A 21,608-nucleotide genomic window follows, 5' to 3' on the forward strand; every position below is an offset into this window, starting at 1 on the left:
AAGTATGGACAGGAGGAGTGGACTGTATGGCAAGACCCGTTGTGGCAATTGTCGGACGACCGAACGTGGGTAAATCCACCATTTTCAATCGGATCATCGGCGACAGACTGGCCATTGTGGAAGACAAGCCGGGCATTACCCGTGACCGTATATATGGAATCGGTGAATGGAACGGTAAACCATTTAGTATTATTGATACAGGTGGTATCGAAATTGATGGTGAAGATGTAATCTTAAAATCGATTCGGATGCAAGCAGAGCTCGCTATTGAAGAAGCGGATGTTATTGTATTCATGTGTGATGCAAAAGCAGGTATTACGCAATCGGATGAAGAGGTAGCAGAGATGCTATACCGCTCAGGCAAGCCTATTGTTGTAGCGGTTAACAAAGTGGATAATATCGGACGAAGTGAGCTCATTTATGAGTTTTATGGATTCGGTTTCGGTGATCCCATCGGCGTATCCGGAAGTCACGGTACAGGTGTAGGTGATTTGCTTGATGCTATTGTGGAGAAGTTGCCAGAACTTGAGGAAGAGACTTACGACGAAGATGTCATTCGTGTAGCTCTGATCGGACGTCCTAATGTGGGTAAATCTTCACTGGTGAACGCTATTCTGGGGGAAGAGCGTGTCATTGTAAGTGATGTGGCTGGAACGACCCGGGATGCGATCGATACACCTTTTGAAAAAGACGGCCAACGTTACGTGCTGATTGATACAGCAGGTATGCGTAAGCGTGGTAAAGTATATGAAACAACTGAGAAATACAGTGTAATGCGTGCTATGCGTGCGATTGAGCGTGCAGATGTCGTTCTGATTGTCATTAATGGTGAAGAAGGCATTATAGAGCAGGACAAGCATATTGCTGGATATGCATTTGAAGCGGGCAAAGCGTCTTTGTTTGTTGTGAACAAATGGGACGTGGTTGAGAAGCATGACAAAACGATGAAAGAGTTTGAGACGAAAATTCGGGATCACTTCCTGTTTATGACGTATGCTCCAGTCGTATTTTTGTCAGCCCTGACAAAACAACGCTTACAAAAATTATTGCCGGTTGTAAAACATGTGGCGGAACAACACTCGTTGCGTGTTCAGACGCATCTGCTTAACGATGTCGTATCGGATGCGGTAGCTATTAACCCTCCGCCAACAGATAAAGGACGGAGAATGAGAATCAACTATGTGACTCAGGTTGCCGTTAAGCCACCGACCATGGTTGTTTTTGTGAACGATCCGGAATTGATGCACTTCTCATACGAGCGCTATCTGGAGAACAAGATCCGTGCAGCGTTTAACTTTGAAGGTACACCAATCCGTATATTTACTCGGAGGAAGTCCGACGAAGGTTAGGGGAGAAGTGTGTGATTTTACCAATCGCAGCGATTGTACTGAGTTATCTGCTCGGTTCGATCAGCTTTAGTGTCCTCCTTGCAAAAGCGATACGGGGGATCGATATTCGTCAGCACGGAAGCGGAAACGCAGGAGCTACCAATACGTTGCGTATATTGGGTAAAGGACCGGCTATTGCTGTTCTGTTACTTGATGTACTTAAGGGTGTTGCAGCTGTATGGATTGGAATCTGGCTCGGCAACGGTTCTGCCTGGATTCCTGCACTCAGTGGTATAGCAGCCATCGCAGGACATAACTGGCCTCTTTACTTCCATTTTCGTGGAGGAAAAGGGATTGCCACCGCCATTGGTGTTCTGGTGAGTCTTGCTTTCCTACCTGCGTTATGTGCTGGGGTGATCGCTATTCTGTCTATTGTATTGACCCGGTATGTTTCATTGGGGTCTCTGATTTTTGTAGCATTTACACCCATCTTTATCCTGGTATTACCCGGATATTCAATGAATATCTTCTGGGGGAGTCTGATTATTTGTCTGTTTGCGTTCTGGAGACATCGTACCAATATTGCGAAGCTCGCCAAAGGACAGGAAAATAAATTGGGATCGAAAAACCCTGGAGGGGGTAAACGTGTTGTCTAAAAAAGTTGCTGTTCTGGTTGCTGGGAGCTGGGGAACAGCTCTGGCCAGTGTACTTGCCGCCAATCAGTTGGACGTGATGATGTGGACACGTGGTGAAGACCAGGCTAACGAAATCAATAGCAAGCACACCAATGCTCGCTATCTTCCGGATGCGGAGCTTTCACCACGAATTCAGGCAACAAGTGATATGGAAGCAGCGGTGGAAGGCGCTATAGCTGTGTTAATTGTTGCGCCTTCTTCAGCCATGCGTGCAGTTACGAACCAGCTTAAGGCTTATTATAAGCCTGAGATGTTAGTCATTCATGCAACCAAAGGTTTTGAGACAGAAAGCCTCAAACGGATGTCTACAGTCATTTCAGAAGAACTTGAATGTGAAGAAGGCCGTGTTGTGGTTCTTTCTGGCCCAAGCCATGCGGAAGAAGTGGTGAAGCGTTGTCCGACTACTGTGGTTGTAGCTTCATTGGATAAGTCCTCTGCCGAGGCTACTCAAGCTTTGTTTATGAATGCCTATTTCCGGGTTTACACGAATCGGGATATGCTCGGTGTTGAGCTGGCAGGCGCATTCAAAAACATTATTGCTCTTGGTGCAGGTATGTCCGATGGTCTTCAATTCGGTGATAATGCCAAAGCCGCTTTGCTAACACGTGGTCTGGCAGAGATCACACGTATTGGAGTAGAGATGGGAGCGAATCCGTTAACGTTTTCGGGACTTGCCGGAATCGGAGATCTGGTTGTAACGGCTACAAGTCAGCATAGCCGGAACTGGAGAGCAGGTTCGATGTTGGGCCAGGGACAGAAGCTGGATGATGTTTTGAAGTCCATGGGCATGGTGGTAGAAGGCATTCGAACTACCCAAGCTGCCTATTTCATCTCGCAGAAATACGGTGTGCAAATGCCGATTGCGGATCAGCTGTATCACGTTTTGTTCCAGGAGAGACAGCCGCGTGATGCAGTTGAAGCCTTGATGGGACGTGACCCGAAGACTGAAATGGAAGTCATGAAGCTTGAAACCTGGGAGCAGTGGCATTCCTGATTGTAATCAGCCTAAACCTATTTGTGAAATGAGAAGCTTATTCACCTTTTCTGCTCCGGACTCATACTATACACATGAGTATTGCCGGAGGAGGGGAGACGAATGGGTAACAACATTTCCAAAGATGCGCTGAATGCAATCAACAAGAAAACGGGTAAAACGATCACAGAAGGTGCCGTCAAGAAATTGGCAAGCACGGTGAAACCAACGACGATTCAAAATGAAGCTCAGTTGCGCCAATTGATCAAACAAGTATCCGCCATGGCGAAAGTTCCGGTATCTGAGGATACGGTTAAGGATATTGTGAGTGCGGTCAAGAAAAGCGGATTGAATCCGAGCAGTATGGAATCGTTAATGAAAATGATGATGAAAAAATAATAGATCACGCCTGCATGTGCAGGTGATCCAGTAAGACAAAAAGACGAGTCGGCTCCTGTCGGCTTGCTTTTTTGTCTTTTTTTTGGAAAGTTGCGCTGAATTTCGTGTTATAATGGTTGCAATTGTCACAGTGTCAGTGATGAATATCGGACTGAAGGGGAGATTGCTGGATTATGAGCGCAATGGACAAGATGTGGCTGTCATTGGTCGCCATCCTCATTATGGGACTATCTGTATTCCTGATTACGTTTGCTCGTGCCAAAACAAAAGGTATTGTACGGGGGATTCTTTCCTTCATTGCATTTTTGATTATGCTGATTGGCTTTTTCGGTGGAATCGCTTCTCTGACCTGATTTCCTTTGCCTGAAGGTTAACATCCGCATAAGCACATCATAAGAACTGACACAATGAACACGGATGAGGGGAGTGTGAGCCTATGGGGCCGCATGATACGGAGGGTCGGACAGAGCGTTATCCGGAATTACACGCGGCTTTGCTGGAAACGGCCAAAGCCTGGAACACACAGCCACAGACATGGTTGCTTGGAGGAAGCTGTGGGTTGCTGCTTCAGGGGGTAGAGTTGCAACAGGCTCCCAGAGATATCGATATTTATGCGGATGTTGCTGCTGCTAAGGAACTTCACCTTAGTGCTCCAGGGGAAATGCTTGACGAGCCCACAGTGGATAAAACAGGACCTTATGCTTCTCTGCTAAGCCACTATCAGGTTGGTGAATGTGCTCTGGAACTGGTTGGTGGCTTCGAAATATGGGCTCGAAAAAGTTGGTACCGCATCGATATTGAACATGTACTTGCTCCGCATGCACCAGTAGCACAAGTGGGTTCATATCCCCTGCGACTGATGCCGCTTGCGCATGAGCTGTTGTTTAATATGCTGCGAGGTCGAGAAGATCGTTATGTACCCATTGCATCACAGATGCGTCAGCAACCACATGCCCATCAACCTATAATGATGCTTTTAAGTCAACAGAATGTATGGACAAGCCGCTTCAGAGCCGAAGTGGAAGAACTTGTTGGCTTTGCATGGTCACAGTAGGGAGGAACATAATGGACTACAAAGTTACTTTTTTACCCATGAACAAATCGATCGTGCTTAAACCAGGGGCGACACTTCTGCATGCAGCACGACGAGGGGGAGTGAAGATTACGACCCGATGTGATGGTAAAGCTGCTTGCTTGATGTGCAAGGTGAACGTAGACGAAGAATATCGGGCGGAACTGTATCCGCCAACGGATGCAGAAAAGCGCAAGTTGGGTTCATTGTTGGAAGCAGGTACAAGACTGTCCTGTCAGGCCAAGGTGTGTGGTTCTCTATCGGTTCATGTTCCGGAGGACCCGCTGAAGGCAGCCATACGGAAACAACTGGAACGTCAGCAACAGGAAGACGACTGGTTCTGAGATAAGCGTTATTCTAGGAGGACACGAATGATTAGGAACAAGCCAAAAGGTGTTGAAGGAAGCGGACTGCACCGTGTGATGCATCAGATGAGCGGTCTGCTGTTATTCCTGTTGTTTGCTTTTACAGCAAGTGGTTGTATGTATCCATCGCAGAGCAATTCGGACCCTAAAATAGCCTATCGGGAAAGCGTGAGCCGTATCCAGAGTGCGGTAGAGGCATTCCAGCAAGATGAGGGGATTTTACCCATCCTCAATGCAGATATGGAAACGCCAAAATATGAAAAATTCAGAGTGGATCTGCCCAAGTTGAAGCAGCTGGGGTATCTGGATGAAATACCGGGAACCGCTTTTGAAAGTGGTGGTAGCGCTTACTTCCTTATTCAGGATGAAGAAGTGAATCCCACCGTTAAAGTGATGGACCTCCTGACCGTTCAGAAAGTCAACGATGTGCAGCGAATGGTTAATCAATATAAATCCGTACATAACAATAAGCTGCCAAGCGGGGAAGAATTGTATCCGGGGTTATATGCTGTGGATATGGATCAGGCTGCACGGGCAGGAACTCCTTCCATTACATTGAATAGTGTGTATTCGGGTCAGGCACTACCTTTTATGATGGATGACGAAGGCAAGGTCTATGTAGATTATGCTTTTGACATTATGCAGGCAGTGGAAAAGTCTGATGTGTCTCCAGCAGAGACGGATGATGTTCGGGATCTTCTGTTGGAGCACTCCTACTTCGTACCTGTAAAATCTGTTTTATACACTTGGCAAAATAATGCACCAGTGGCACAGCCAACAAAATAAGTCTGGTTGCCATTCATATGATCTAACTGTATGCCTCACATGCCTCTAAGGGTTCAAAAAGAGATATTCCAAATCAGGGATATCTCTTTTTTCTTTTGTCCGTATGAGCAATAACCGTCATAAAAACTTCATGGATCACATAAAGTAGATTGAAATAAAGACGCGCAGTCCGAGATCGGGGGATTCTCCTAATGTCATCACCATAAGATAAAAAAACAAAAATACGCGTCATATTGCCGCATACGGATACATAAGATGATACTAGTCCAATTGCATGTACGAGTTAACGCCGCTCTCGCCGGTTTCATCAGAATGCAATGTTCGGCGGCGGACGACTTCCGGGCACTCACAAAGGCGGCTCTACCGTTGCAGGGATTTCAGTCTTCTGATTGAAAAAACGAAGCGGATGCTCTTTAGCATTTTTCCTTCGGAGTAATTTAGGGAGGGGATTTCATTGGAGAAAGTGGACATTTTTAAGGACATAGCTGAGCGGACCGGAGGGGATATTTATCTCGGGGTTGTCGGCGCAGTCCGGACGGGAAAATCAACATTTATTAAACGATTCATGGAAACGATCGTATTGCCCAACATCGCAAGCGAGGCCGATCGTGCCCGTGCAGTGGATGAACTTCCACAAAGTGCAGCAGGCAAAACCATCATGACAACCGAACCAAAATTTGTACCGAATAACGCAGTCCAGATCAAGGTGGCCGAAGGGCTTGATGTCAATGTACGCCTTGTGGATTGTGTGGGTTACGCGGTGGAAGGAGCCAAGGGATACGAGGATGAAAATGGTCCGCGCATGATCTCCACGCCTTGGTTCGAAGAGCCAATTCCATTCCAGGAAGCCGCCGAGATTGGGACTCGCAAAGTCATTCAGGAGCATTCCACACTGGGTGTTGTAGTCACAACAGACGGCACAATTGCCGAAATTGCCCGCAGTTCCTATGTGGAATCCGAAGAACGGGTTATTGCGGAATTGAAAGAAGTCGGTAAACCGTTTGTCTTGGTCATCAACTCCACTCGCCCACGCAGTGAAGAAGCCCTGCAATTGCGTAGTGAACTTGCTGCCAAATACGACATTCCGGTGATGACACTCAGTGCAGCCACAATGACTGAAGATGATGTGACGGGTGTACTTCGTGAAGTGCTCTATGAGTTCCCTGTGCATGAAGTGAATGTAAACCTGCCGAGCTGGGTTATGGTGCTGAACGAGACTCACTGGCTGCGAAGCAACTACGAAAATTCTGTACGGGATACCGTGAAGGATATTCGCAGACTTCGCGATGTGGATCGGGTTGTCGCTCAGTTCATGGAATATGAATTCATTGATCGCGCAGGCCTGAGTGGTATGAACATGGGGCAGGGTGTAGCTGAAATTGACCTGTATGCGCCGGATGAACTGTATGATCAGATTCTCGTGGAAGTGGTAGGCATCGAGATTCGCGGCAAGGATCATCTGCTGCAATTGATGCAGGAATTCTCGCATGCGAAGAGAGAATATGACCGCTTTGCAGAAGCGCTGGAGATGGTCAAAACGACCGGATACGGCATTGCTGCTCCATCTCTCGCCGAGATGGCTCTGGATGAACCTGAGCTCATTCGTCAGGGCACCAAATTTGGCGTACGCCTGAAAGCAACGGCACCGTCCATTCATATGATCCGGGTTGATGTGGAATCGGAGTTCGCTCCAATTATCGGCACGGAGAAACAAAGTGAGGAACTGGTGAGATACCTGATGCAGGACTTCGAGAACGATCCAATCAAGGTATGGGATTCAGATATGTTTGGCCGTTCACTGCACTCTATCGTGCGAGAAGGGATTCAGGGCAAGATTGCCATGATGCCGGATAATGCAAGATACAAACTGCAAGAGACGCTGGGAAGAATCATTAACGAAGGTTCAGGTGGCTTGATCGCTATCATTCTGTAAGACATCAAAAGACCGTAAGGGGAAATCCCCTCGCGGTCTTTTTTATGTGATTTCTTTATTTTGGATGAAATGGATGGGAAGAATAGTGCTTTCAAAAAAACTTAGCGATTTTTAGCTTTAAATTACTAAAACCCATTTACATACTAGGGATTAGCCGTTATATTAATATTCAACTATTGTGATCGAGATCACAGAGAGTGGACAGGGGGAGACAGAGATGAAAAGAAAAGAGACAAAATGGGTATGGTTGAGTGTGTTATTGGTATTTACATTGGCACTGTCCGCTTGCGGAATTAAAAAAGAACCGGCAGCAACTCCAGCTTCAGATGCATCAGCTGATACGCCGAAAACGGAAGCAGTTACAGGCCCTCTAAGCGGTAAACGAATTGCACTTATTATGGAATTTAATACAGGTACCTTCTCACAGCAATATGTACAAGGAGTCAAACAAGAAATCGAAAAATTCGGTGGCGAACTAACGACGTTTGTTGCTGATAATGACAAAGCAAAGATGGTATCTTTGCTTGATAGCGCAATTAACCAGAAATTCGATGCCATCCTTACGGATCACGGTGATTCCCTATTAGAACCAGGCGTGAAGAAGGCAGTAGAACAGAACATTCCTGTGGTTGTATTCGACGCAGCCATTACTGTACCGGGAGCTACAGTCCTGTCACAGGATGACCAGAAGATGGCTGAACTCACACTGGAGCAAATGAAAAAAGATATCAATGGACAAGGAAATATTGTCAAAGTATGGGTAGCTGGTTTTGCACCGATGGAACGTCGTCAGATTGCATACGGTGAATTCATGAAAGCAAATCCGGACATCAAGGAAATAGCTACATTTGGTTCCGCACAGAATCCGGCGCTGGATACTCAAGCCAAAATGGAAGCTATTCTCAAGCAATATCCAAAAGGTGAGATTACAGCTGTATGGACTGCATGGGATGAATTCGCCAAAGGTGCAGCGCGTGCCATTCAACAAGCTGGACGTGACGAGATCAAAGTGTATGGTATCGATATGAGTGACGAGGATCTGCAAATGATTCAGGACCCGAAAAATCCTTGGGTTGCTTCTGCTGCTGTTGATCCAACGGATATTGGTCGCGTCCAAGTCCGTTATGCTTATCAGAAACTGAACGGGGACGAGACAGAAGATTCAGTTGTGCTTAACCCGGTCTATGTTCAACGTGAAGCTCTGCCAGATCAACAAATCTCCACTTCGGAGCTGTCAGAGTTCGTTGAAGGATGGGGTGGAAGCACACAAGGAATCAAGGACTGGATGAGCGAATACGGAATTACTGCTAAATAAGCAGCGTATGGGAAGCGCGCCGCAAGGCGCGCTTTTTTCAAACATAATGAAGATATGTATGGCCTGGATGAAAAAAGGGATGCTCCCGGAAGGGAACGATTGGAGGTTAACATCATGAGCACTGCACCGATTCTGCTTCAAATGGAACACATCCACAAGCAGTTTTCAGGCATACCTGCACTGAAGGATGTGGATTTCTCTGTAAAAGGCGGGGAGATTCATGCACTGCTGGGTGCCAATGGTGCCGGTAAGAGCACATTAATGAAGATTTTGTCCGGTGCTTACCCATTGGATCAGGGGACGATTCAGCTGAGTGGACAAGCGCTTCATTTAAGTTCTCCGGGAGACGCGAAGGCAAGCGGGATTCACTGTGTCTATCAGGAAGTGGACGCGGCACTGGTGCCACAGCTGACGGCTGCGGAGAACATTATGTTGGATCAGCTGGCTTCACCTGCCGGGGGTTGGTGGAAAAGTCCGCGGAAGCTGCAACAGCGTGCGATTGAGGCATTGAAGCAATTAGGGGCGGACATATCCGTTCATCAAAAAGTGGCTGATCTGACGCTTGCAGAAAAACAGATGATACTGCTGGCGCGGATTTTGATTCAGGATGCCAAGGTCATCATTTTTGACGAACCTACTGCACCGCTGAGTCAGGAAGAAACGGATGCATTTTTCCGGATTGTTCATCTGTTGAAGGAACGGGGCGTAGCCTGCATTTTCATCACCCATCGTCTTGCTGAAGTGACGGGTCACTGTGATCGCGTTACGGTTATGAGGGATGGGCAACATGTATTTACCGGTGAAGCAAAGGGACTGACGATCAACGATTTGGTTACTCAGATGCTGGGCAAACCATTTGAAGAAGAGTTTCCGAAGACGGAAGCGCCCGTGGGGGAGATGCTGTTGGAAGCTCGTGGGCTTCGGCGTGGAGTGAAAGTCAAAGGTGTTGACCTCTCTGTACGCCGAGGTGAAGTCCTCGCTGTGGTTGGCTTGGTAGGCGCGGGTAAAACGGAAAGCTCCCGTTTGCTGATTGGTGCAGATCGGCTGGAGGGAGGAGAGATTCGGCTGAACAACCGTAATCTCCGTCTGTCTCAGCCTGCGGATGCGGCGGCTCTGGGGATTGTTTCTGTACCGGAGGAGAGACGTAAACAAGGAATCCTGATTCAGGAGAACGTGGAACGGAATCTAAGCCTTCCTTTGCTTAGCCGTCTGAGTACATTGGGTTTCGTAAGCCGCAAACGGGAACGTCTGAATGCGGAATCGTTGGTGAAACAGCTTGGAATCAAAACATCGTCAGTGAAGCAGGAAGTGAAATATCTAAGTGGTGGTAATCAGCAGAAGGTGGCCATTGGCAAATGGCTTAACGCGGATGCAGATGTATTTATATTTGATGAGCCAACCAAAGGCGTAGATATCGGGGCAAAAAGTGACATTTTCCGCATTATCAACGAACTGGCTTTAGCCGGCAAGGGCGTCATCTATTTCACCTGTGAACTGGATGAAGGCATGGGAATTGGCGACCGAATCGCTGTCATGTGTGAGGGTGTTATCGTGAAAGAGTTCAAACGAGGCGAAACTAATCAAGAACAGCTGCTATACTATGCAAGCGGTGGACAAGAGGTGCAATCATGAAGGATAAATCACTGGATTTTGCGTTCCGTTACGGAGCAATTATAGTTATTATAGGAGTTATCGCATTTTTCGGCATTAAATTGCCTTATTTCTTTACGTACAGTAACTTGACCGATATTTTGGGCTCGATTTCAATCGTCACGTTTGTAGCGATAGGTGTTACGTTATCTCTCATTGTTGATGGATTTGATCTCTCTGTCGGGGCGACTGTTTCATTGACCACCGTCGTGACTGCTTCGTTAATGATATGGTATCAACAACCGCTAGCAATCGTCATTATCGTGCCACTAATTATCGGTGCTGTTATTGGTTTGTTGAACGCTTTGCTCATTGTAAAATTGCGTATTCCGGATTTGCTGGCAACCCTAGCCACGATGTACATCATCGGAGGTATTCACAAAACGTATGCACAGGGATATACCATTTACAATCATATGCAGTTCCCTGATGGAAGCAAAGCTGCGGGCGAGATGGACTCGACCTTCCTGCTTATAGGGCAGGGTAAATGGCTGGGGATGCCTATATCGGTTATCCTGCTGCTTATTGCGGTAATAGGTGTGCATATCTTTTTGACGTATACGAAATATGGGCGCCAGATGTACATTACAGGCGGTAATGAGGAAGCTGCACGATTGTCTGGAATCAAGGTGAAAAAGGTACGTACACTCGCCTATGTGGCCGCTGGAGTGTTTGCAGCAATCGGTGGTATCATCTATGCTTCCAAAGTAGGATCTGGGCAAATCGATGCGGGATCACCGTTGTTAATGGAATCCGTAGCGGCAGTATTTGTCGGTTTCTCTGTGTTCGGCGCGGGTAAACCGAATGTCATCGGAACCTTCATCGGTTCGGTTCTGATTGGTGTTCTTGTGAACGGGTTAACGATGATGAACGTACAGTATTTCACGCATGATATTGTAAAAGGTGGAGTTCTCGTGCTTGCCCTGGCGGTTACATTTTACGTCTTAAACCGCAACCGGACTTGAAATTGTGGGCTGTCTGTATTAGTATGAAATTTGTTCGGCGTCTGAAATGCCCGTAGTTTCAGACGACATTCTGCCGAAAATGACTGTTGACCGCAAGCGGAGATTTGTGTTCATCGCTCAAGATGTACGTAGATTTTTTGCGTATGAACGTATATTTCGCTATAAAACGGAAACACAGTATAACATTCAGGACATTGATACAGGAGGTGAAAAACAAATGAACAAATCAGACTTGATTACACACGTATCTGAAGCGACTGAATTGTCCAAAAAAGATGTAACGAAAGCGGTTGATGCCGTATTCGAAGCAATCTCTGAGGCTCTTCAAAGCGGAGATAAAGTACAATTGGTTGGTTTTGGGAACTTCGAAGTTCGCGAGCGCTCCGCACGTAAAGGACGCAACCCGCAAACAGGTGAAGAAATCGAAATTCCTGCGAGCAAAATTCCTGCATTCAAACCAGGTAAAGCGCTCAAAGACGGAATTAAATAAGATTTCTACATATTCCATATGTCGACAAAAAGACCGTGACTTGTTCACGGCCTTTTCTTTTGCCCTTTAACGATGATTCTTGCGGCTATCCGAGTGCTCAGGATCATCCGGTTGCCCGGTATAAGCAACCAGAATCAGTTCTTCGCCAGCAGCTGCAGACAGATGCTGTTCAATTTCTTTTAACTGATGAATATGCTCGTCTGTAAGTGCGGCAGGGGTGTACTTCATGTAGATTCTCCTTTCTGTGGCGGTACAACTGTAGTATGACCCGAGGGTAGCTGATTCTTGCGGTGCATTCGTATAAGGCGCAGGTTGACAAATGAAACAATCTTAATCATCATTAACGCTATCGAACTTAAGAAGGGGACATGCGTGATGGATCATCCAACCGGCAATGATTATATTGTAATTAAGGCAGAGGAAAATGGTGTCCAGGTGATCGGATTAACCCGAGGTCAGGATACACGTTTTCACCACACCGAGAAATTGGACAAGGGTGAAGTGATGTTTGCCCAATTTACCACCCATACCTCAGCTATTAAAATCCGGGGCAAAGCCACGCTGATTACCAAGCATGGACAGATTGAATCGGAGTAATGTACAGATTGAATACAATCAAATGAAGATTGCAGGCATAGCCTGCTTTTTTTCATTGTACAATGAGGTATGAGCCTTTACCGGACAGACTACACTAACAGGTAAAGGCAGGGAGGCGTATATGAATCCGCGGATGATTGTTACTGCTACAATGCTGGCAACGGTTGCGGCAGTCTTTCTGCTTGTTGCGATACAAACCTTACATATGCGTACCTGGGGCGGGGAAAACGTACAACCTGCCTCTGCATCACATCATCCTGTTCAGCTAACGAATGACAATTTGGTTGATGTGCTAAGCTCCATGCAACTATCCACACCCATCGCAAGAGTGGAATGGAAACAGTCCATTTTGACACTGGACCTCAAAGTAAAAGGAACGGGTACAAGTTACACTGAAATCTATGAGAACATGGCAGCTGTGGCGGATCTGGGCTTTCGTACTCTGGATAACGTGGATCAGGTGCTGCTGCGTGTGATGGCAGAGGATGAATGGATGCATAAACGACATCTGTTGCTTGCTGCTGATATTCGGCGTGGTGAGTGGCCCCTGTATGCGATTGACACATTACGGAACTGGAAAAGTGCGGCCTTTTCAGAGGAATTGAAGGACTGGTTTCATTTGATGGAAACCGAACTCTGGAAGAAGCAATTCGAAATGACAAGTCAGGGGTAATAGAATAGCAGGATTCAGTGCGTGGCCGATCAACATATGCTATAATATATAAGATTGTAGTGCAGAAATGGTTTAACAATGTTAAGGCTCGGAGGCTGAGAATGAATTCATATCGCGTACCCCAACTAGCAAAGAAATATACGGATTACGACATGATTCGACAACATACGGAAATCCCATCATTTCCGGATAGCCGAGCACGTCTGCTGCAGGTATTTGTGGGCCGCACAGACGAAAAGGTGCATCAAGAGTTATATGCTCTTGCAACTTCGCTCGTTCAGTTGGCCATGGATACGCATGATCGAATCGATACCATTTCCGGTGAGCGGAGAGAGCAGGAGATGCGTTCACGCCAGTTGAATGTACTCGCCGGAGATTATTTAAGTAGCCGTTTTTATCAATTGCTTGCCCAAGCGGGCAGAATTGAAATGATTGGCAAACTCAGTGGTGCTGTATCCGAAGTGAACGCACGCAAGATGACGCTGTATGAACGGATGAAGAAGCTCCTCGTTTCGGCTGACGAATACTTGCGTGAAACGGTACAGCTGAGGATGCAGCTGTTTCTTTCATTTACAGGCATGATTCGAGATAACGAAGAATCACTATGGAACAGCCTGTTGACCGAATTCAGCTCCTGCGAAACGATCGTGGAAGAACTGAAGCGGATGAATGACGAAAAACAATATCTCCACAGCTATGCATACTGGCACATCTACGAGCATGGTAATGACGATGAGCGCACTATGCTGCGTCAATCTGAACCGGATGTACGTGCATGGAACGCTATGATGCTGAAGCATAGGGTTGGTGAAGTTTTGCTGGACAAGCTTCGCGATTGTACACACCGCATTCAAGTGTTGTTGCAAGACGAGGAAGTGCGAATGGGCTTGCATGAGATCCATGCGATTCTTGAGCCTTACTTGGCATATTTGCAGCCTTCACATGCGGCAGTAAGGGAAGATTGAGGGGGAGACAGACGAATGGGGAGCGGAGAGACCAAACCGAAAGAAGAATATGTCCATTCGGTTTTTCAGAGCATAGCCGGAAAATATGATGTCATGAATGATATTCTAAGTTTCCGCAGGCATAAGGCTTGGCGCAAATTCACCATGAAAAAGATGAATATGTCCAAAGGCGACACCGGTCTTGATTTGTGCTGCGGCACGTGTGACTGGACGCTTGCTATGGCAGAAGCAAGTGAAACAGGGCACATGCACGGACTTGATTTCAGCAGCAACATGCTGGAGGTCGGTCAGACGAAGATCAATGCGGTGCAACGTCAGAATCAGATTACCCTGACACAGGGAAACGCCATGTCACTTCCTTTTGAAGACAATTCATTTGATTATGTGACCATTGGATTCGGGCTTCGCAATGTACCGGATCTCAGACAGGTGTTATCTGAAATGAAACGTGTGGTCAAACCGGGCGGTATGGTTGTGTGTCTGGAATTGTCCAAGCCAACATGGCAGCCGTTCAAAGGCATTTATTATTTTTATTTTGAGAAGGTTTTACCGAATCTTGCCAAAGTGTTTGCTAAAAGTTTTGAGCAGTACAAATGGCTGCCCGACTCTCTGGCGATTTTTCCCGGAAGGAAGGAACTGGCGGACATTTTTGCAGAAACAGGATTACAAGAAGTGCAGGCCTACCCTCTAACCGGAGGTATCGCGGCATTGCATATTGGAACCAAGGAGAATCAGCATGTTTAGGAAAATTCGCATCTTTTTAGAAATGATCAAGATTGAACATACGCTTTTTGCTTTACCCTTTGCATTTATGGGGGCCATTCTAGGCTCCATGGTAGTGAATGATACCTTCCCAAGCTGGATGCAGATCATGTGGGTATTGCTTGCGATGGTCGGTGCACGTAGTGCAGCATTCGGTTTGAACCGGATTATTGACCAAGCAATTGATGGTAAAAACCCGCGTACTGCGATGAGAGCCATCCCGGCAGGGCTTTTGAAAAATGGGGAAGTTGTTATATTTGTCATTATCTCATTTATATTGTTATTCTGGGCCTCATCCAATCTTAATGTATTATCCATGCAGCTGTTGCCTATTGCTGTGTTTATGTTGGTACTGTATTCGTACACCAAACGATTCACATGGTTATGCCACGTCGTTCTCGGAATGACGATTGGTTTGGCACCACTTGGTGGCTGGGTAGCTGTAACAGGCACGATGGATTGGACAGCGATTGTACTGTACGTTACGATTGTGTTCTGGACAGCGGGTTTTGATATTATCTATGCATGTCAGGATCTGGAATTTGATCAGGGAGAGGGTCTTCACTCCATACCTTCCCGTTTTGGCCTGGTTAAATCCTTGCAGATCGCTAAGTTCTTCCATGTGATTACTGCAATTGGTTTTCTTGCGTTATTGTTGATGACAGATCTGAGCTGGTGGTATGGCGCAGGCATGTTGGTGACGTATGGAATTCTGTTCTATCAACATTATATTGTATCGCCTAATGATATGAGCCGTGTTCAAACGGCATTTTTTACCATGAACAGTTTGCTTAGTATAATCGTATTTACGTTTACTCTGATTGATCTGGCGGTGAAATAAATGGTACAGCAGCCGGACAATAAACGACTGGTTGTCGGAATTACCGGAGCGAGTGGCAGTATATATGGCATTCGATTAATTGAAACGCTGCTTGATTTGGAATATAACGTTCATCTGGTCATATCCAATGCAGGGTGGCGTGTATTGAAAGAAGAAATGGACTGGGATGTGACGAATCGGGATGCGGTGCTGGAAGAAAAATTCGGCAACCGTGCCGGTTCTCTGATCTATCATCCTGTGAGTGATATAGGGGCCTCCATTGCAAGTGGTTCTTATCTGGCCGACGGCATGATTATCATGCCATGTTCTATGGGAACTCTTTCGTCCATTGCGCAGGGAACGTCGGATAATCTGATGTCCCGTGCAGCTGATGTGATGATGAAAGAGGGAAGAACATTGATCCTCGTACCACGTGAGACGCCTCTTCATGCAATCCATCTGGAGAACATGCTGAAGCTTTCACGTCTTGGTGTGCGTATGATACCGGCTATGCCTGCTTTTTATTACAAACCTCAGACTATGGATGAGTTGATTCTGTTTTTGGTGGGAAAAGTGCTGGATAGCTTGCGCATTCCACATCAACTTTTTACAAGATGGGGAGAACCGGATGAACGGGGATAATGACTGAGTCCGATACAAGGCGTTTTTTGCCAAGGTGTTGCTCGGTTTATTTGTCCCCCGAATCCCGGGGTATTGGTGAGTGCTGATGGTGAGTCTTCATGAACCACAGTCTTGACCCATGCTCCGGCAACTTCTGTATTTTGTTTCAGAACAAGTCGCAGAGTTTAATTCCCGGGTGTCGGCCATGACATTCGGTGAAGAAGAATACGTTAGATCTTTATGGAAAAACACAAGCAAGAACGGTAAGACGGGTTTTTCGTAATGCCTGCAGGCCCGACTTGCTGGAGGGGAAGGTAAGCATGGATTTGTGGACTGACAATACGCTGATACGGGTGAACGAATGAAACTATTGGACATTTTCGGGTTGTTAAAAAAGGACATGGATTACATTGAGAAAGAGCTGTATCGCAGTGTTCGAGGAGAACAGAAGCTGCTGAGTGAAACGTCGCTTCATTTGCTCAAAGCAGGAGGAAAACGGTTGCGGCCCGTTTTTGTATTACTTGGTGGGAAATTTGGTACATATGACATTGAACGTCTGAAGCTGGTCGCGGTTCCACTGGAACTGATTCATTCCGCATCGCTCGTTCACGATGATGTGATTGATAATGCGGAGACACGCCGAGGCAAACCCACGGTGAAGTCAAAATGGGATAATCGGATTGCCATGTACACAGGTGACTATATCTACGGTAAGGCACTTGAGATGACTGCCGGATTATCCGACCCAGCTATTCATCGTATTCTTGCCAAAGCCATGGTACAGATGTCTATTGGTGAAATGGAGCAAATTCGCGACTTTTTCAATACGGGACAAAGTGTTCGTAACTATCTGCTACGGATTCGCCGTAAAACAGCACTTCTGATTGCAGTTAGCTGTCAGTTAGGAGCATTGGCCACACGTGCACCTGAGCATGTATCTTCCCTGCTGTATACATACGGATACAATGTGGGGATGGCTTTCCAGATTCAAGATGATGTACTGGATCTGGTAGGTACCGAGAAACAACTTGGCAAGCCGCCAGGCAGTGACATGAAGCAAGGAAATATCACTCTTCCTGTACTTTATGCCCTAGAAGAATCCGATCTGCGGGAACCTTTGCTTAAGGAGATTTCCCGTGTCCAGCATGAAGAAGGACGGGCAAGTGCATCGGATGCAATTGGAATGATTCGCCAAAGTCAAGGAATCGCTAAAGCAGAAGCCCTTGCTGACCGATATATGAAGAAAGCGCTCGATGCTCTCGATCAGCTACCTAACATCAAGACGACCAAAAACCTGCGTGATATCGCTCATTTTGTGGTTAAACGTACGCATTAAACTTTGTATGACCTTCAACTCTCAGATCTCTCATACCCAATGATGAACAGACTTGTGATATTCCTCATTGGGAGGAATTGGACATGTATGTTACAATCAGAGGGATTGCGTTTACATAGTGATTAACTTTGAACCGTGAGTGAGGAGTGAGCTGATGGATCGTACATTTTTGATGGTGAAGCCGGATGGTGTGCAGCGTGGATTGATCGGTCGAATTATTAGCCGTCTGGAAGACAAAGGATTTAAGTTGGTGGCAGGCAAATTGGTGCAGATGTCTGAGGATCAGGCAAAACGCCATTATGCTGAACATGAGGGCAAACCGTTTTTCGATGATTTGGTTCGTTTTATCACATCTGGGCCTGTATTTGCCATGGTGTGGGAAGGGGACGATATTGTGGCGCTTGCGCGCATCGTCATCGGAAAAACCAATGTGAAGGAAGCAGCTCCGGGTACCATTCGCGGAGACTTCGCCAGCCACACACCACATAATCTGATTCATGGGGCAGATTCACCGGAAAGTGCTTCCCGTGAAGCAGCCAATTTCTTTGCTTCAGATGAACTGGTGGTATACGACAAGAGCATCGCAGCCTGGTTGTAATTATTAGCCAAAAGGGTGATACACGATGCTGGAGCAAGAACAACTACTAGACCCGGATTACACCGGATTCATTCGTAAAATCAAAGAGAGCACAGGCATTGATCTTGCTCAATACAAGGAAGGCCAGATGAAAAGAAGGCTGACCACACTTCGCAACAAAAACGGGTTTCATACATTTTCTAACTTTTTTGATGCTATGCAGAAAGATAAATCATTGTTCTACGAGTTCCTTGATCGCATGACCATTAACGTGTCCGAATTCTGGCGTAATCCCAATCGTTGGGAAGTGCTGCGGGACGAGATCCTGCCAGAGCTGCTGGGTTCCAAGCGTCGTGTGAAGGTCTGGAGTGCAGCATGTTCAACAGGTGAAGAACCTTATACACTCGCCATGATTCTGGACACGATGGGCATTTTGAAGGAAAGCTCGATTACGGCAAGTGATCTGGATGAAGGTGCTTTGGCCAAAGCCAAGGAAGGGCGTTATATGGAACGCTCACTTAAGGATGTGCCGAAGGAAACGGCGAACCGTTACTTCAAGCAGGATGGCTTGGTATACCGTATTGATGAGCAACTCAAAAATTCGATCAAGTTCATGAAACAAAATTTGCTCGTGGACCGATTTGACGATGGGTACGATCTGATTGTGTGCCGGAATGTCATGATCTATTTTACCGAGGAAGCCAAAAACCTGTTGTATCACAAATTTGCAGCAAGTTTGCGTCCAGGCGGTATTTTGTTTGTGGGCAGTACGGAGCAGATCTTCTCGCCGGGACAATATGGTCTGGAGACAGCAGAGACATTTTTCTATCGGAAAAAATAATGATAATGCTTGTTCAGCCGTCTGAAGCACATGTACATGTGTTCAGGCGGTTATTTGTATACCAAGTACAAGAAAGAGCCGACTTTCTTGTCAAAGCCGGTCAGCTATACTATAATAAGCAAAGAAATTATGGGATTTTAGCAATGTGAAGTTTAACAGTTTAAAGGGGGAACGTATTATGAGTTTACGCTATTTAACCGCAGGGGAGACGCACGGACCCCAACTGACCGCTATTATTGAAGGATTGCCAAGTAATTTGACGATTGATTTTGAAGAACTGAATTTCCAGCTTCACCGCCGCCAAAAGGGGTATGGTCGTGGACGCCGGATGCAGATCGAGAAGGATCAGGCGAATTTCGTTGGTGGTATCCGTCACGGATATACAACAGGTGCTCCGGTAGCGCTAGTTGTTCAAAATAATGACTGGAAACATTGGCAGAATATTATGAATATTGAGCCGATCGAAGGCAGTGACGAAGAGAAACGTCGCGTTCATCGTCCTCGTCCCGGACATGCTGATCTGAACGGTGGACTCAAGTATAATCTCAAAGACTTGCGTAACGTATTGGAGCGCTCCAGTGCACGTGAAACAACAGTACGTGTGGCATGTGGTGCCATTGCACGTCAATTCCTGGCTGAATTTGGAATCAAGGTAGCTGGACGTGTACTTCGTATTGGAGAGATCGAAGCTCCATATCAGGACCTTCCGATTGATGAACTGATCGCAGTGACAGAAGCTTCCTCTGTACGTGTCACGGATGCTGAGACAGAGAAGAAGATGGAAGCCTACATCGACCAGATTAAACAAGAAGGCGATTCCATCGGAGGAATCGTGGAATGTATCGTTGAAGGGGTGCCAATTGGTCTGGGTAGCTATGTTCAATACGATCGCAAGCTGGATGCGCGAATCGCTCAAGGCGTAATGTCCATTAATGCATTCAAAGGTGTAGAGATTGGTATCGGATTCGAAGCCGGAGTCATTCGTGGATCACAGGTGCATGATGAAATCATGCATACGGATGAGCGCGGCTACCATCGTGCGACCAACCGTTTGGGCGGATTCGAAGGCGGGATGACGAACGGTATGCCAGTGGTTGTACGCGGTGTGATGAAGCCAATCCCAACCTTGTATAAGCCACTGCAAAGTGTGGACATTGATACGAAAGAAGCATTTACGGCTCAAGTTGAGCGCTCGGACGCTTGTGCTGTACCAGCAGCAAGTGTGGTGATGGAGCATGTTGTAGCGTGGGAAATTGCCAAGGCATTCCTGGAGAAATTCGGCGGGGATTCCATGGAAGAGATCCGTGCTAATGTTGCTAACTATAACGCTCAACTGGAGAATTACTAATATGCGTCAGCTGACGGTACAGTTGGAGGAACGCTCATATCCGATTCTGATTGGTAGCGGCCTATTGGCACAAGCCCCTCAATATTTTGAGCAATATGGCCTAACCAAAAAAAGTCCGTTACTCATCATTACAGATGAAAATGTGGCTCCCAAATACTTGTCAGGTTTGGAGCAAACGCTGGGTACGGCTGGTTATACAGCCGTATCGGCGGTTGTACCCGCTGGTGAAACATCGAAATCCCTTTCGGTGTACCAGGATATGATGACCGTTGCGATCGAAGGCAAACTGGATCGGAGTTCTGCGATTCTGGCCCTAGGTGGTGGTGTCGTAGGTGATCTGGCTGGTTTTGTTGCCGCTACATATATGCGTGGAATCAAGTTTGTTCAAGTACCTACAACGATTTTGGCGCATGATAGCAGCGTAGGTGGCAAGGTGGCTGTCAATCATCCGCTGGCCAAAAATATGATCGGTGCATTCCACCAGCCCGAGCTGGTACTCTACGATGTGGACACACTTCAATCCTTGCCGCCACGAGATGTTTCGGCAGGTTTGTCAGAGATGCTGAAGCACGGGCTGATCCGTGATGCGGCTTTTGCACACTGGTGCGAGGAACATGCAGAGGAGTTGCTAGCGCTCAATCCCGAAGCGTTGGGATATGGTCTGGAGCGAGGTTGTGGTATCAAGGCAGAGATCGTATCCAGAGACGAGCGTGAAAATGGAGAACGTGCATTGTTGAACCTTGGACATACGATTGGTCATGCCATTGAAGCGATTGCCGGTTATGGAGAATTCCTGCACGGAGAAGCAATTTCCATCGGTATGGCTGGATCGGCATTGCTTGGTGAGAAGCTTGGTGCGCCAGCAGGGCTGTATGAAGATACGGTCCGCATGTTGCGTTCACTTCGCCTTCCAACAACAATGCCTGCTCATCTGGACACAGATGCATTAATGGAAGCGATGATGCATGACAAAAAATTCCGTGAAGGTCATATGGTGTTCATCATTCCTGATCGGATTGGGGCTGCAAGAATTGTGAAGGACGTACCTGTGTCGGCAGTTAGGGACGTCATTGAATTGCTCAGGAAGGGAGAATAAC

The 21,608-nt window shown here is 46.8% G+C and carries 25 protein-coding genes; 24 read left to right on the forward strand and 1 reads right to left on the reverse strand.

The window, feature by feature from the left end; translation table 11 throughout:
- Positions 1–26 precede the first annotated feature (26 nt).
- The 13 genes from der to MKY73_RS10615 all read left to right on the forward strand — a co-directional run bounded on the left by der (position 27) and on the right by MKY73_RS10615 (position 11,971).
- Positions 27–1,349, forward strand: coding sequence for a ribosome biogenesis GTPase Der (der, locus tag MKY73_RS10555; protein ID WP_253438644.1), 1,323 nt, complete (start codon positions 27–29; stop codon positions 1,347–1,349).
- Between the two features lie 11 nt (positions 1,350–1,360).
- Entirely contained in the window at positions 1,361–1,984 is a 624-nt protein-coding gene (gene plsY, locus MKY73_RS10560) for a glycerol-3-phosphate 1-O-acyltransferase PlsY (protein WP_339235242.1), read from the forward strand.
- Complete coding sequence (locus MKY73_RS10565) at positions 1,977–3,017, forward strand: NAD(P)H-dependent glycerol-3-phosphate dehydrogenase (protein WP_339307306.1); 1,041 nt, start codon at positions 1,977–1,979, stop codon at positions 3,015–3,017. The genes plsY and MKY73_RS10565 overlap by 8 nt, the downstream gene beginning before the upstream one ends.
- A 102-nt stretch (positions 3,018–3,119) precedes the next feature.
- A complete protein-coding gene (locus MKY73_RS10570) occupies positions 3,120–3,395 on the forward strand; it encodes a stage VI sporulation protein F (RefSeq protein WP_017687687.1) in 276 nt (91 codons plus the stop codon).
- A gap of 173 nt (positions 3,396–3,568) precedes the next feature.
- Entirely contained in the window at positions 3,569–3,748 is a 180-nt protein-coding gene (locus MKY73_RS10575; protein WP_278294380.1) for a DUF2768 family protein, read from the forward strand.
- An 83-nt stretch (positions 3,749–3,831) separates the two neighbouring features.
- Positions 3,832–4,449 (forward strand): hypothetical protein, encoded by a 618-nt coding sequence (locus tag MKY73_RS10580; protein ID WP_339307308.1) that lies wholly within the window; start codon positions 3,832–3,834, stop codon positions 4,447–4,449.
- A gap of 11 nt (positions 4,450–4,460) precedes the next feature.
- Positions 4,461–4,811, forward strand: coding sequence for a 2Fe-2S iron-sulfur cluster-binding protein (locus tag MKY73_RS10585; protein WP_339307309.1), 351 nt, complete (start codon positions 4,461–4,463; stop codon positions 4,809–4,811).
- A gap of 27 nt (positions 4,812–4,838) precedes the next feature.
- Positions 4,839–5,618, forward strand: coding sequence for a hypothetical protein (locus tag MKY73_RS10590; RefSeq protein WP_339307311.1), 780 nt, complete (start codon positions 4,839–4,841; stop codon positions 5,616–5,618).
- Positions 5,619–6,072: 454 nt separating this feature from the next.
- Positions 6,073–7,551 (forward strand): stage IV sporulation protein A, encoded by a 1,479-nt coding sequence (spoIVA, locus tag MKY73_RS10595; RefSeq protein WP_017687692.1) that lies wholly within the window; start codon positions 6,073–6,075, stop codon positions 7,549–7,551.
- Between the two features lie 217 nt (positions 7,552–7,768).
- A complete protein-coding gene (locus MKY73_RS10600) occupies positions 7,769–8,866 on the forward strand; it encodes a sugar ABC transporter substrate-binding protein (RefSeq protein WP_339307313.1) in 1,098 nt (365 codons plus the stop codon).
- Positions 8,867–8,980: 114 nt separating this feature from the next.
- Complete coding sequence (locus MKY73_RS10605) at positions 8,981–10,498, forward strand: sugar ABC transporter ATP-binding protein (protein ID WP_339307314.1); 1,518 nt, start codon at positions 8,981–8,983, stop codon at positions 10,496–10,498.
- The gene (locus MKY73_RS10610; RefSeq protein WP_339307316.1) at positions 10,495–11,481 is read left to right on the forward strand and encodes an ABC transporter permease; all 987 of its coding nucleotides are present in this window, start codon (positions 10,495–10,497) and stop codon (positions 11,479–11,481) included. Before MKY73_RS10605 ends, MKY73_RS10610 begins: the two co-directional genes overlap by 4 nt.
- Before the next feature lie 217 nt (positions 11,482–11,698).
- Positions 11,699–11,971, forward strand: a complete 273-nt coding sequence (locus MKY73_RS10615; RefSeq protein ID WP_024630670.1) for an HU family DNA-binding protein — start codon at positions 11,699–11,701, stop codon at positions 11,969–11,971.
- 66 nt (positions 11,972–12,037) lie between these two features.
- On the opposite strand, the gene MKY73_RS10620 is transcribed toward MKY73_RS10615, so the two are convergent.
- Positions 12,038–12,199: a hypothetical protein gene (locus MKY73_RS10620; RefSeq protein ID WP_339235225.1), complete on the reverse strand. Its 162-nt coding sequence runs from the start codon at positions 12,197–12,199 to the stop codon at positions 12,038–12,040.
- Between the two features lie 147 nt (positions 12,200–12,346).
- Here MKY73_RS10620 and mtrB point away from each other — a divergent pair, with 147 nt between their 5' ends.
- The 11 genes from mtrB to aroB all read left to right on the forward strand — a co-directional run bounded on the left by mtrB (position 12,347) and on the right by aroB (position 21,607).
- Positions 12,347–12,568 (forward strand): trp RNA-binding attenuation protein MtrB, encoded by a 222-nt coding sequence (mtrB, locus tag MKY73_RS10625; protein WP_017687697.1) that lies wholly within the window; start codon positions 12,347–12,349, stop codon positions 12,566–12,568.
- A gap of 121 nt (positions 12,569–12,689) precedes the next feature.
- Entirely contained in the window at positions 12,690–13,241 is a 552-nt protein-coding gene (locus MKY73_RS10630) for a hypothetical protein (protein WP_339307317.1), read from the forward strand.
- A gap of 101 nt (positions 13,242–13,342) precedes the next feature.
- Positions 13,343–14,206, forward strand: coding sequence for a heptaprenyl diphosphate synthase component 1 (locus MKY73_RS10635; RefSeq protein WP_339307318.1), 864 nt, complete (start codon positions 13,343–13,345; stop codon positions 14,204–14,206).
- Between the two features lie 15 nt (positions 14,207–14,221).
- Positions 14,222–14,950, forward strand: a complete 729-nt coding sequence (locus MKY73_RS10640) for a demethylmenaquinone methyltransferase (protein WP_339235218.1) — start codon at positions 14,222–14,224, stop codon at positions 14,948–14,950.
- Positions 14,943–15,809, forward strand: coding sequence for a UbiA-like polyprenyltransferase (locus MKY73_RS10645; RefSeq protein WP_091028934.1), 867 nt, complete (start codon positions 14,943–14,945; stop codon positions 15,807–15,809). Before MKY73_RS10640 ends, MKY73_RS10645 begins: the two co-directional genes overlap by 8 nt.
- Complete coding sequence (locus MKY73_RS10650) at positions 15,810–16,430, forward strand: flavin prenyltransferase UbiX (protein WP_339307321.1); 621 nt, start codon at positions 15,810–15,812, stop codon at positions 16,428–16,430. It abuts the gene before it with no gap.
- Positions 16,431–16,770: 340 nt separating this feature from the next.
- The gene (locus tag MKY73_RS10655; protein ID WP_017687703.1) at positions 16,771–17,745 is read left to right on the forward strand and encodes a polyprenyl synthetase family protein; all 975 of its coding nucleotides are present in this window, start codon (positions 16,771–16,773) and stop codon (positions 17,743–17,745) included.
- Positions 17,746–17,899: 154 nt separating this feature from the next.
- Entirely contained in the window at positions 17,900–18,343 is a 444-nt protein-coding gene (ndk, locus tag MKY73_RS10660; RefSeq protein ID WP_017687704.1) for a nucleoside-diphosphate kinase, read from the forward strand.
- A gap of 25 nt (positions 18,344–18,368) precedes the next feature.
- Positions 18,369–19,163: a protein-glutamate O-methyltransferase CheR gene (locus tag MKY73_RS10665; RefSeq protein ID WP_339307322.1), complete on the forward strand. Its 795-nt coding sequence runs from the start codon at positions 18,369–18,371 to the stop codon at positions 19,161–19,163.
- Positions 19,164–19,341: 178 nt separating this feature from the next.
- Positions 19,342–20,511, forward strand: coding sequence for a chorismate synthase (gene aroC, locus MKY73_RS10670; protein WP_105599406.1), 1,170 nt, complete (start codon positions 19,342–19,344; stop codon positions 20,509–20,511).
- A gap of 1 nt (position 20,512) precedes the next feature.
- Positions 20,513–21,607 (forward strand): 3-dehydroquinate synthase, encoded by a 1,095-nt coding sequence (gene aroB, locus MKY73_RS10675; protein WP_339307324.1) that lies wholly within the window; start codon positions 20,513–20,515, stop codon positions 21,605–21,607.
- Position 21,608: the final 1 nt, after the last annotated feature.

It is taken from the genome of Paenibacillus sp. FSL R5-0519 (genome assembly GCF_037974275.1).
Classification (GTDB): Bacteria; Bacillota; Bacilli; order Paenibacillales; family Paenibacillaceae; genus Paenibacillus.

What these genes read in the sequence shown, in the direction of transcription:
- der (WP_253438644.1), top strand. Translation starts at nt 27, where the DNA reads ATGGCAAGACCCGTTGTGGCAATTGTCGGACGACCGAACGTGGGTAAA.
- MKY73_RS10570 (WP_017687687.1), top strand. Translation starts at nt 3,120, where the DNA reads ATGGGTAACAACATTTCCAAAGATGCGCTGAATGCAATCAACAAGAAA.
- MKY73_RS10575 (WP_278294380.1), top strand. Translation starts at nt 3,569, where the DNA reads ATGAGCGCAATGGACAAGATGTGGCTGTCATTGGTCGCCATCCTCATT.
- MKY73_RS10580 (WP_339307308.1), top strand. Translation starts at nt 3,832, where the DNA reads ATGGGGCCGCATGATACGGAGGGTCGGACAGAGCGTTATCCGGAATTA.
- MKY73_RS10585 (WP_339307309.1), top strand. Translation starts at nt 4,461, where the DNA reads ATGGACTACAAAGTTACTTTTTTACCCATGAACAAATCGATCGTGCTT.
- MKY73_RS10590 (WP_339307311.1), top strand. Translation starts at nt 4,839, where the DNA reads ATGATTAGGAACAAGCCAAAAGGTGTTGAAGGAAGCGGACTGCACCGT.
- MKY73_RS10600 (WP_339307313.1), top strand. Translation starts at nt 7,769, where the DNA reads ATGAAAAGAAAAGAGACAAAATGGGTATGGTTGAGTGTGTTATTGGTA.
- MKY73_RS10605 (WP_339307314.1), top strand. Translation starts at nt 8,981, where the DNA reads ATGAGCACTGCACCGATTCTGCTTCAAATGGAACACATCCACAAGCAG.
- MKY73_RS10610 (WP_339307316.1), top strand. Translation starts at nt 10,495, where the DNA reads ATGAAGGATAAATCACTGGATTTTGCGTTCCGTTACGGAGCAATTATA.
- MKY73_RS10615 (WP_024630670.1), top strand. Translation starts at nt 11,699, where the DNA reads ATGAACAAATCAGACTTGATTACACACGTATCTGAAGCGACTGAATTG.
- MKY73_RS10620 (WP_339235225.1), bottom strand. Translation starts at nt 12,199, where the DNA reads ATGAAGTACACCCCTGCCGCACTTACAGACGAGCATATTCATCAGTTA.
- mtrB (WP_017687697.1), top strand. Translation starts at nt 12,347, where the DNA reads ATGGATCATCCAACCGGCAATGATTATATTGTAATTAAGGCAGAGGAA.
- MKY73_RS10630 (WP_339307317.1), top strand. Translation starts at nt 12,690, where the DNA reads ATGAATCCGCGGATGATTGTTACTGCTACAATGCTGGCAACGGTTGCG.
- MKY73_RS10635 (WP_339307318.1), top strand. Translation starts at nt 13,343, where the DNA reads ATGAATTCATATCGCGTACCCCAACTAGCAAAGAAATATACGGATTAC.
- MKY73_RS10640 (WP_339235218.1), top strand. Translation starts at nt 14,222, where the DNA reads ATGGGGAGCGGAGAGACCAAACCGAAAGAAGAATATGTCCATTCGGTT.
- MKY73_RS10645 (WP_091028934.1), top strand. Translation starts at nt 14,943, where the DNA reads ATGTTTAGGAAAATTCGCATCTTTTTAGAAATGATCAAGATTGAACAT.
- MKY73_RS10650 (WP_339307321.1), top strand. Translation starts at nt 15,810, where the DNA reads ATGGTACAGCAGCCGGACAATAAACGACTGGTTGTCGGAATTACCGGA.
- MKY73_RS10655 (WP_017687703.1), top strand. Translation starts at nt 16,771, where the DNA reads ATGAAACTATTGGACATTTTCGGGTTGTTAAAAAAGGACATGGATTAC.
- ndk (WP_017687704.1), top strand. Translation starts at nt 17,900, where the DNA reads ATGGATCGTACATTTTTGATGGTGAAGCCGGATGGTGTGCAGCGTGGA.
- MKY73_RS10665 (WP_339307322.1), top strand. Translation starts at nt 18,369, where the DNA reads ATGCTGGAGCAAGAACAACTACTAGACCCGGATTACACCGGATTCATT.
- aroC (WP_105599406.1), top strand. Translation starts at nt 19,342, where the DNA reads ATGAGTTTACGCTATTTAACCGCAGGGGAGACGCACGGACCCCAACTG.
- aroB (WP_339307324.1), top strand. Translation starts at nt 20,513, where the DNA reads ATGCGTCAGCTGACGGTACAGTTGGAGGAACGCTCATATCCGATTCTG.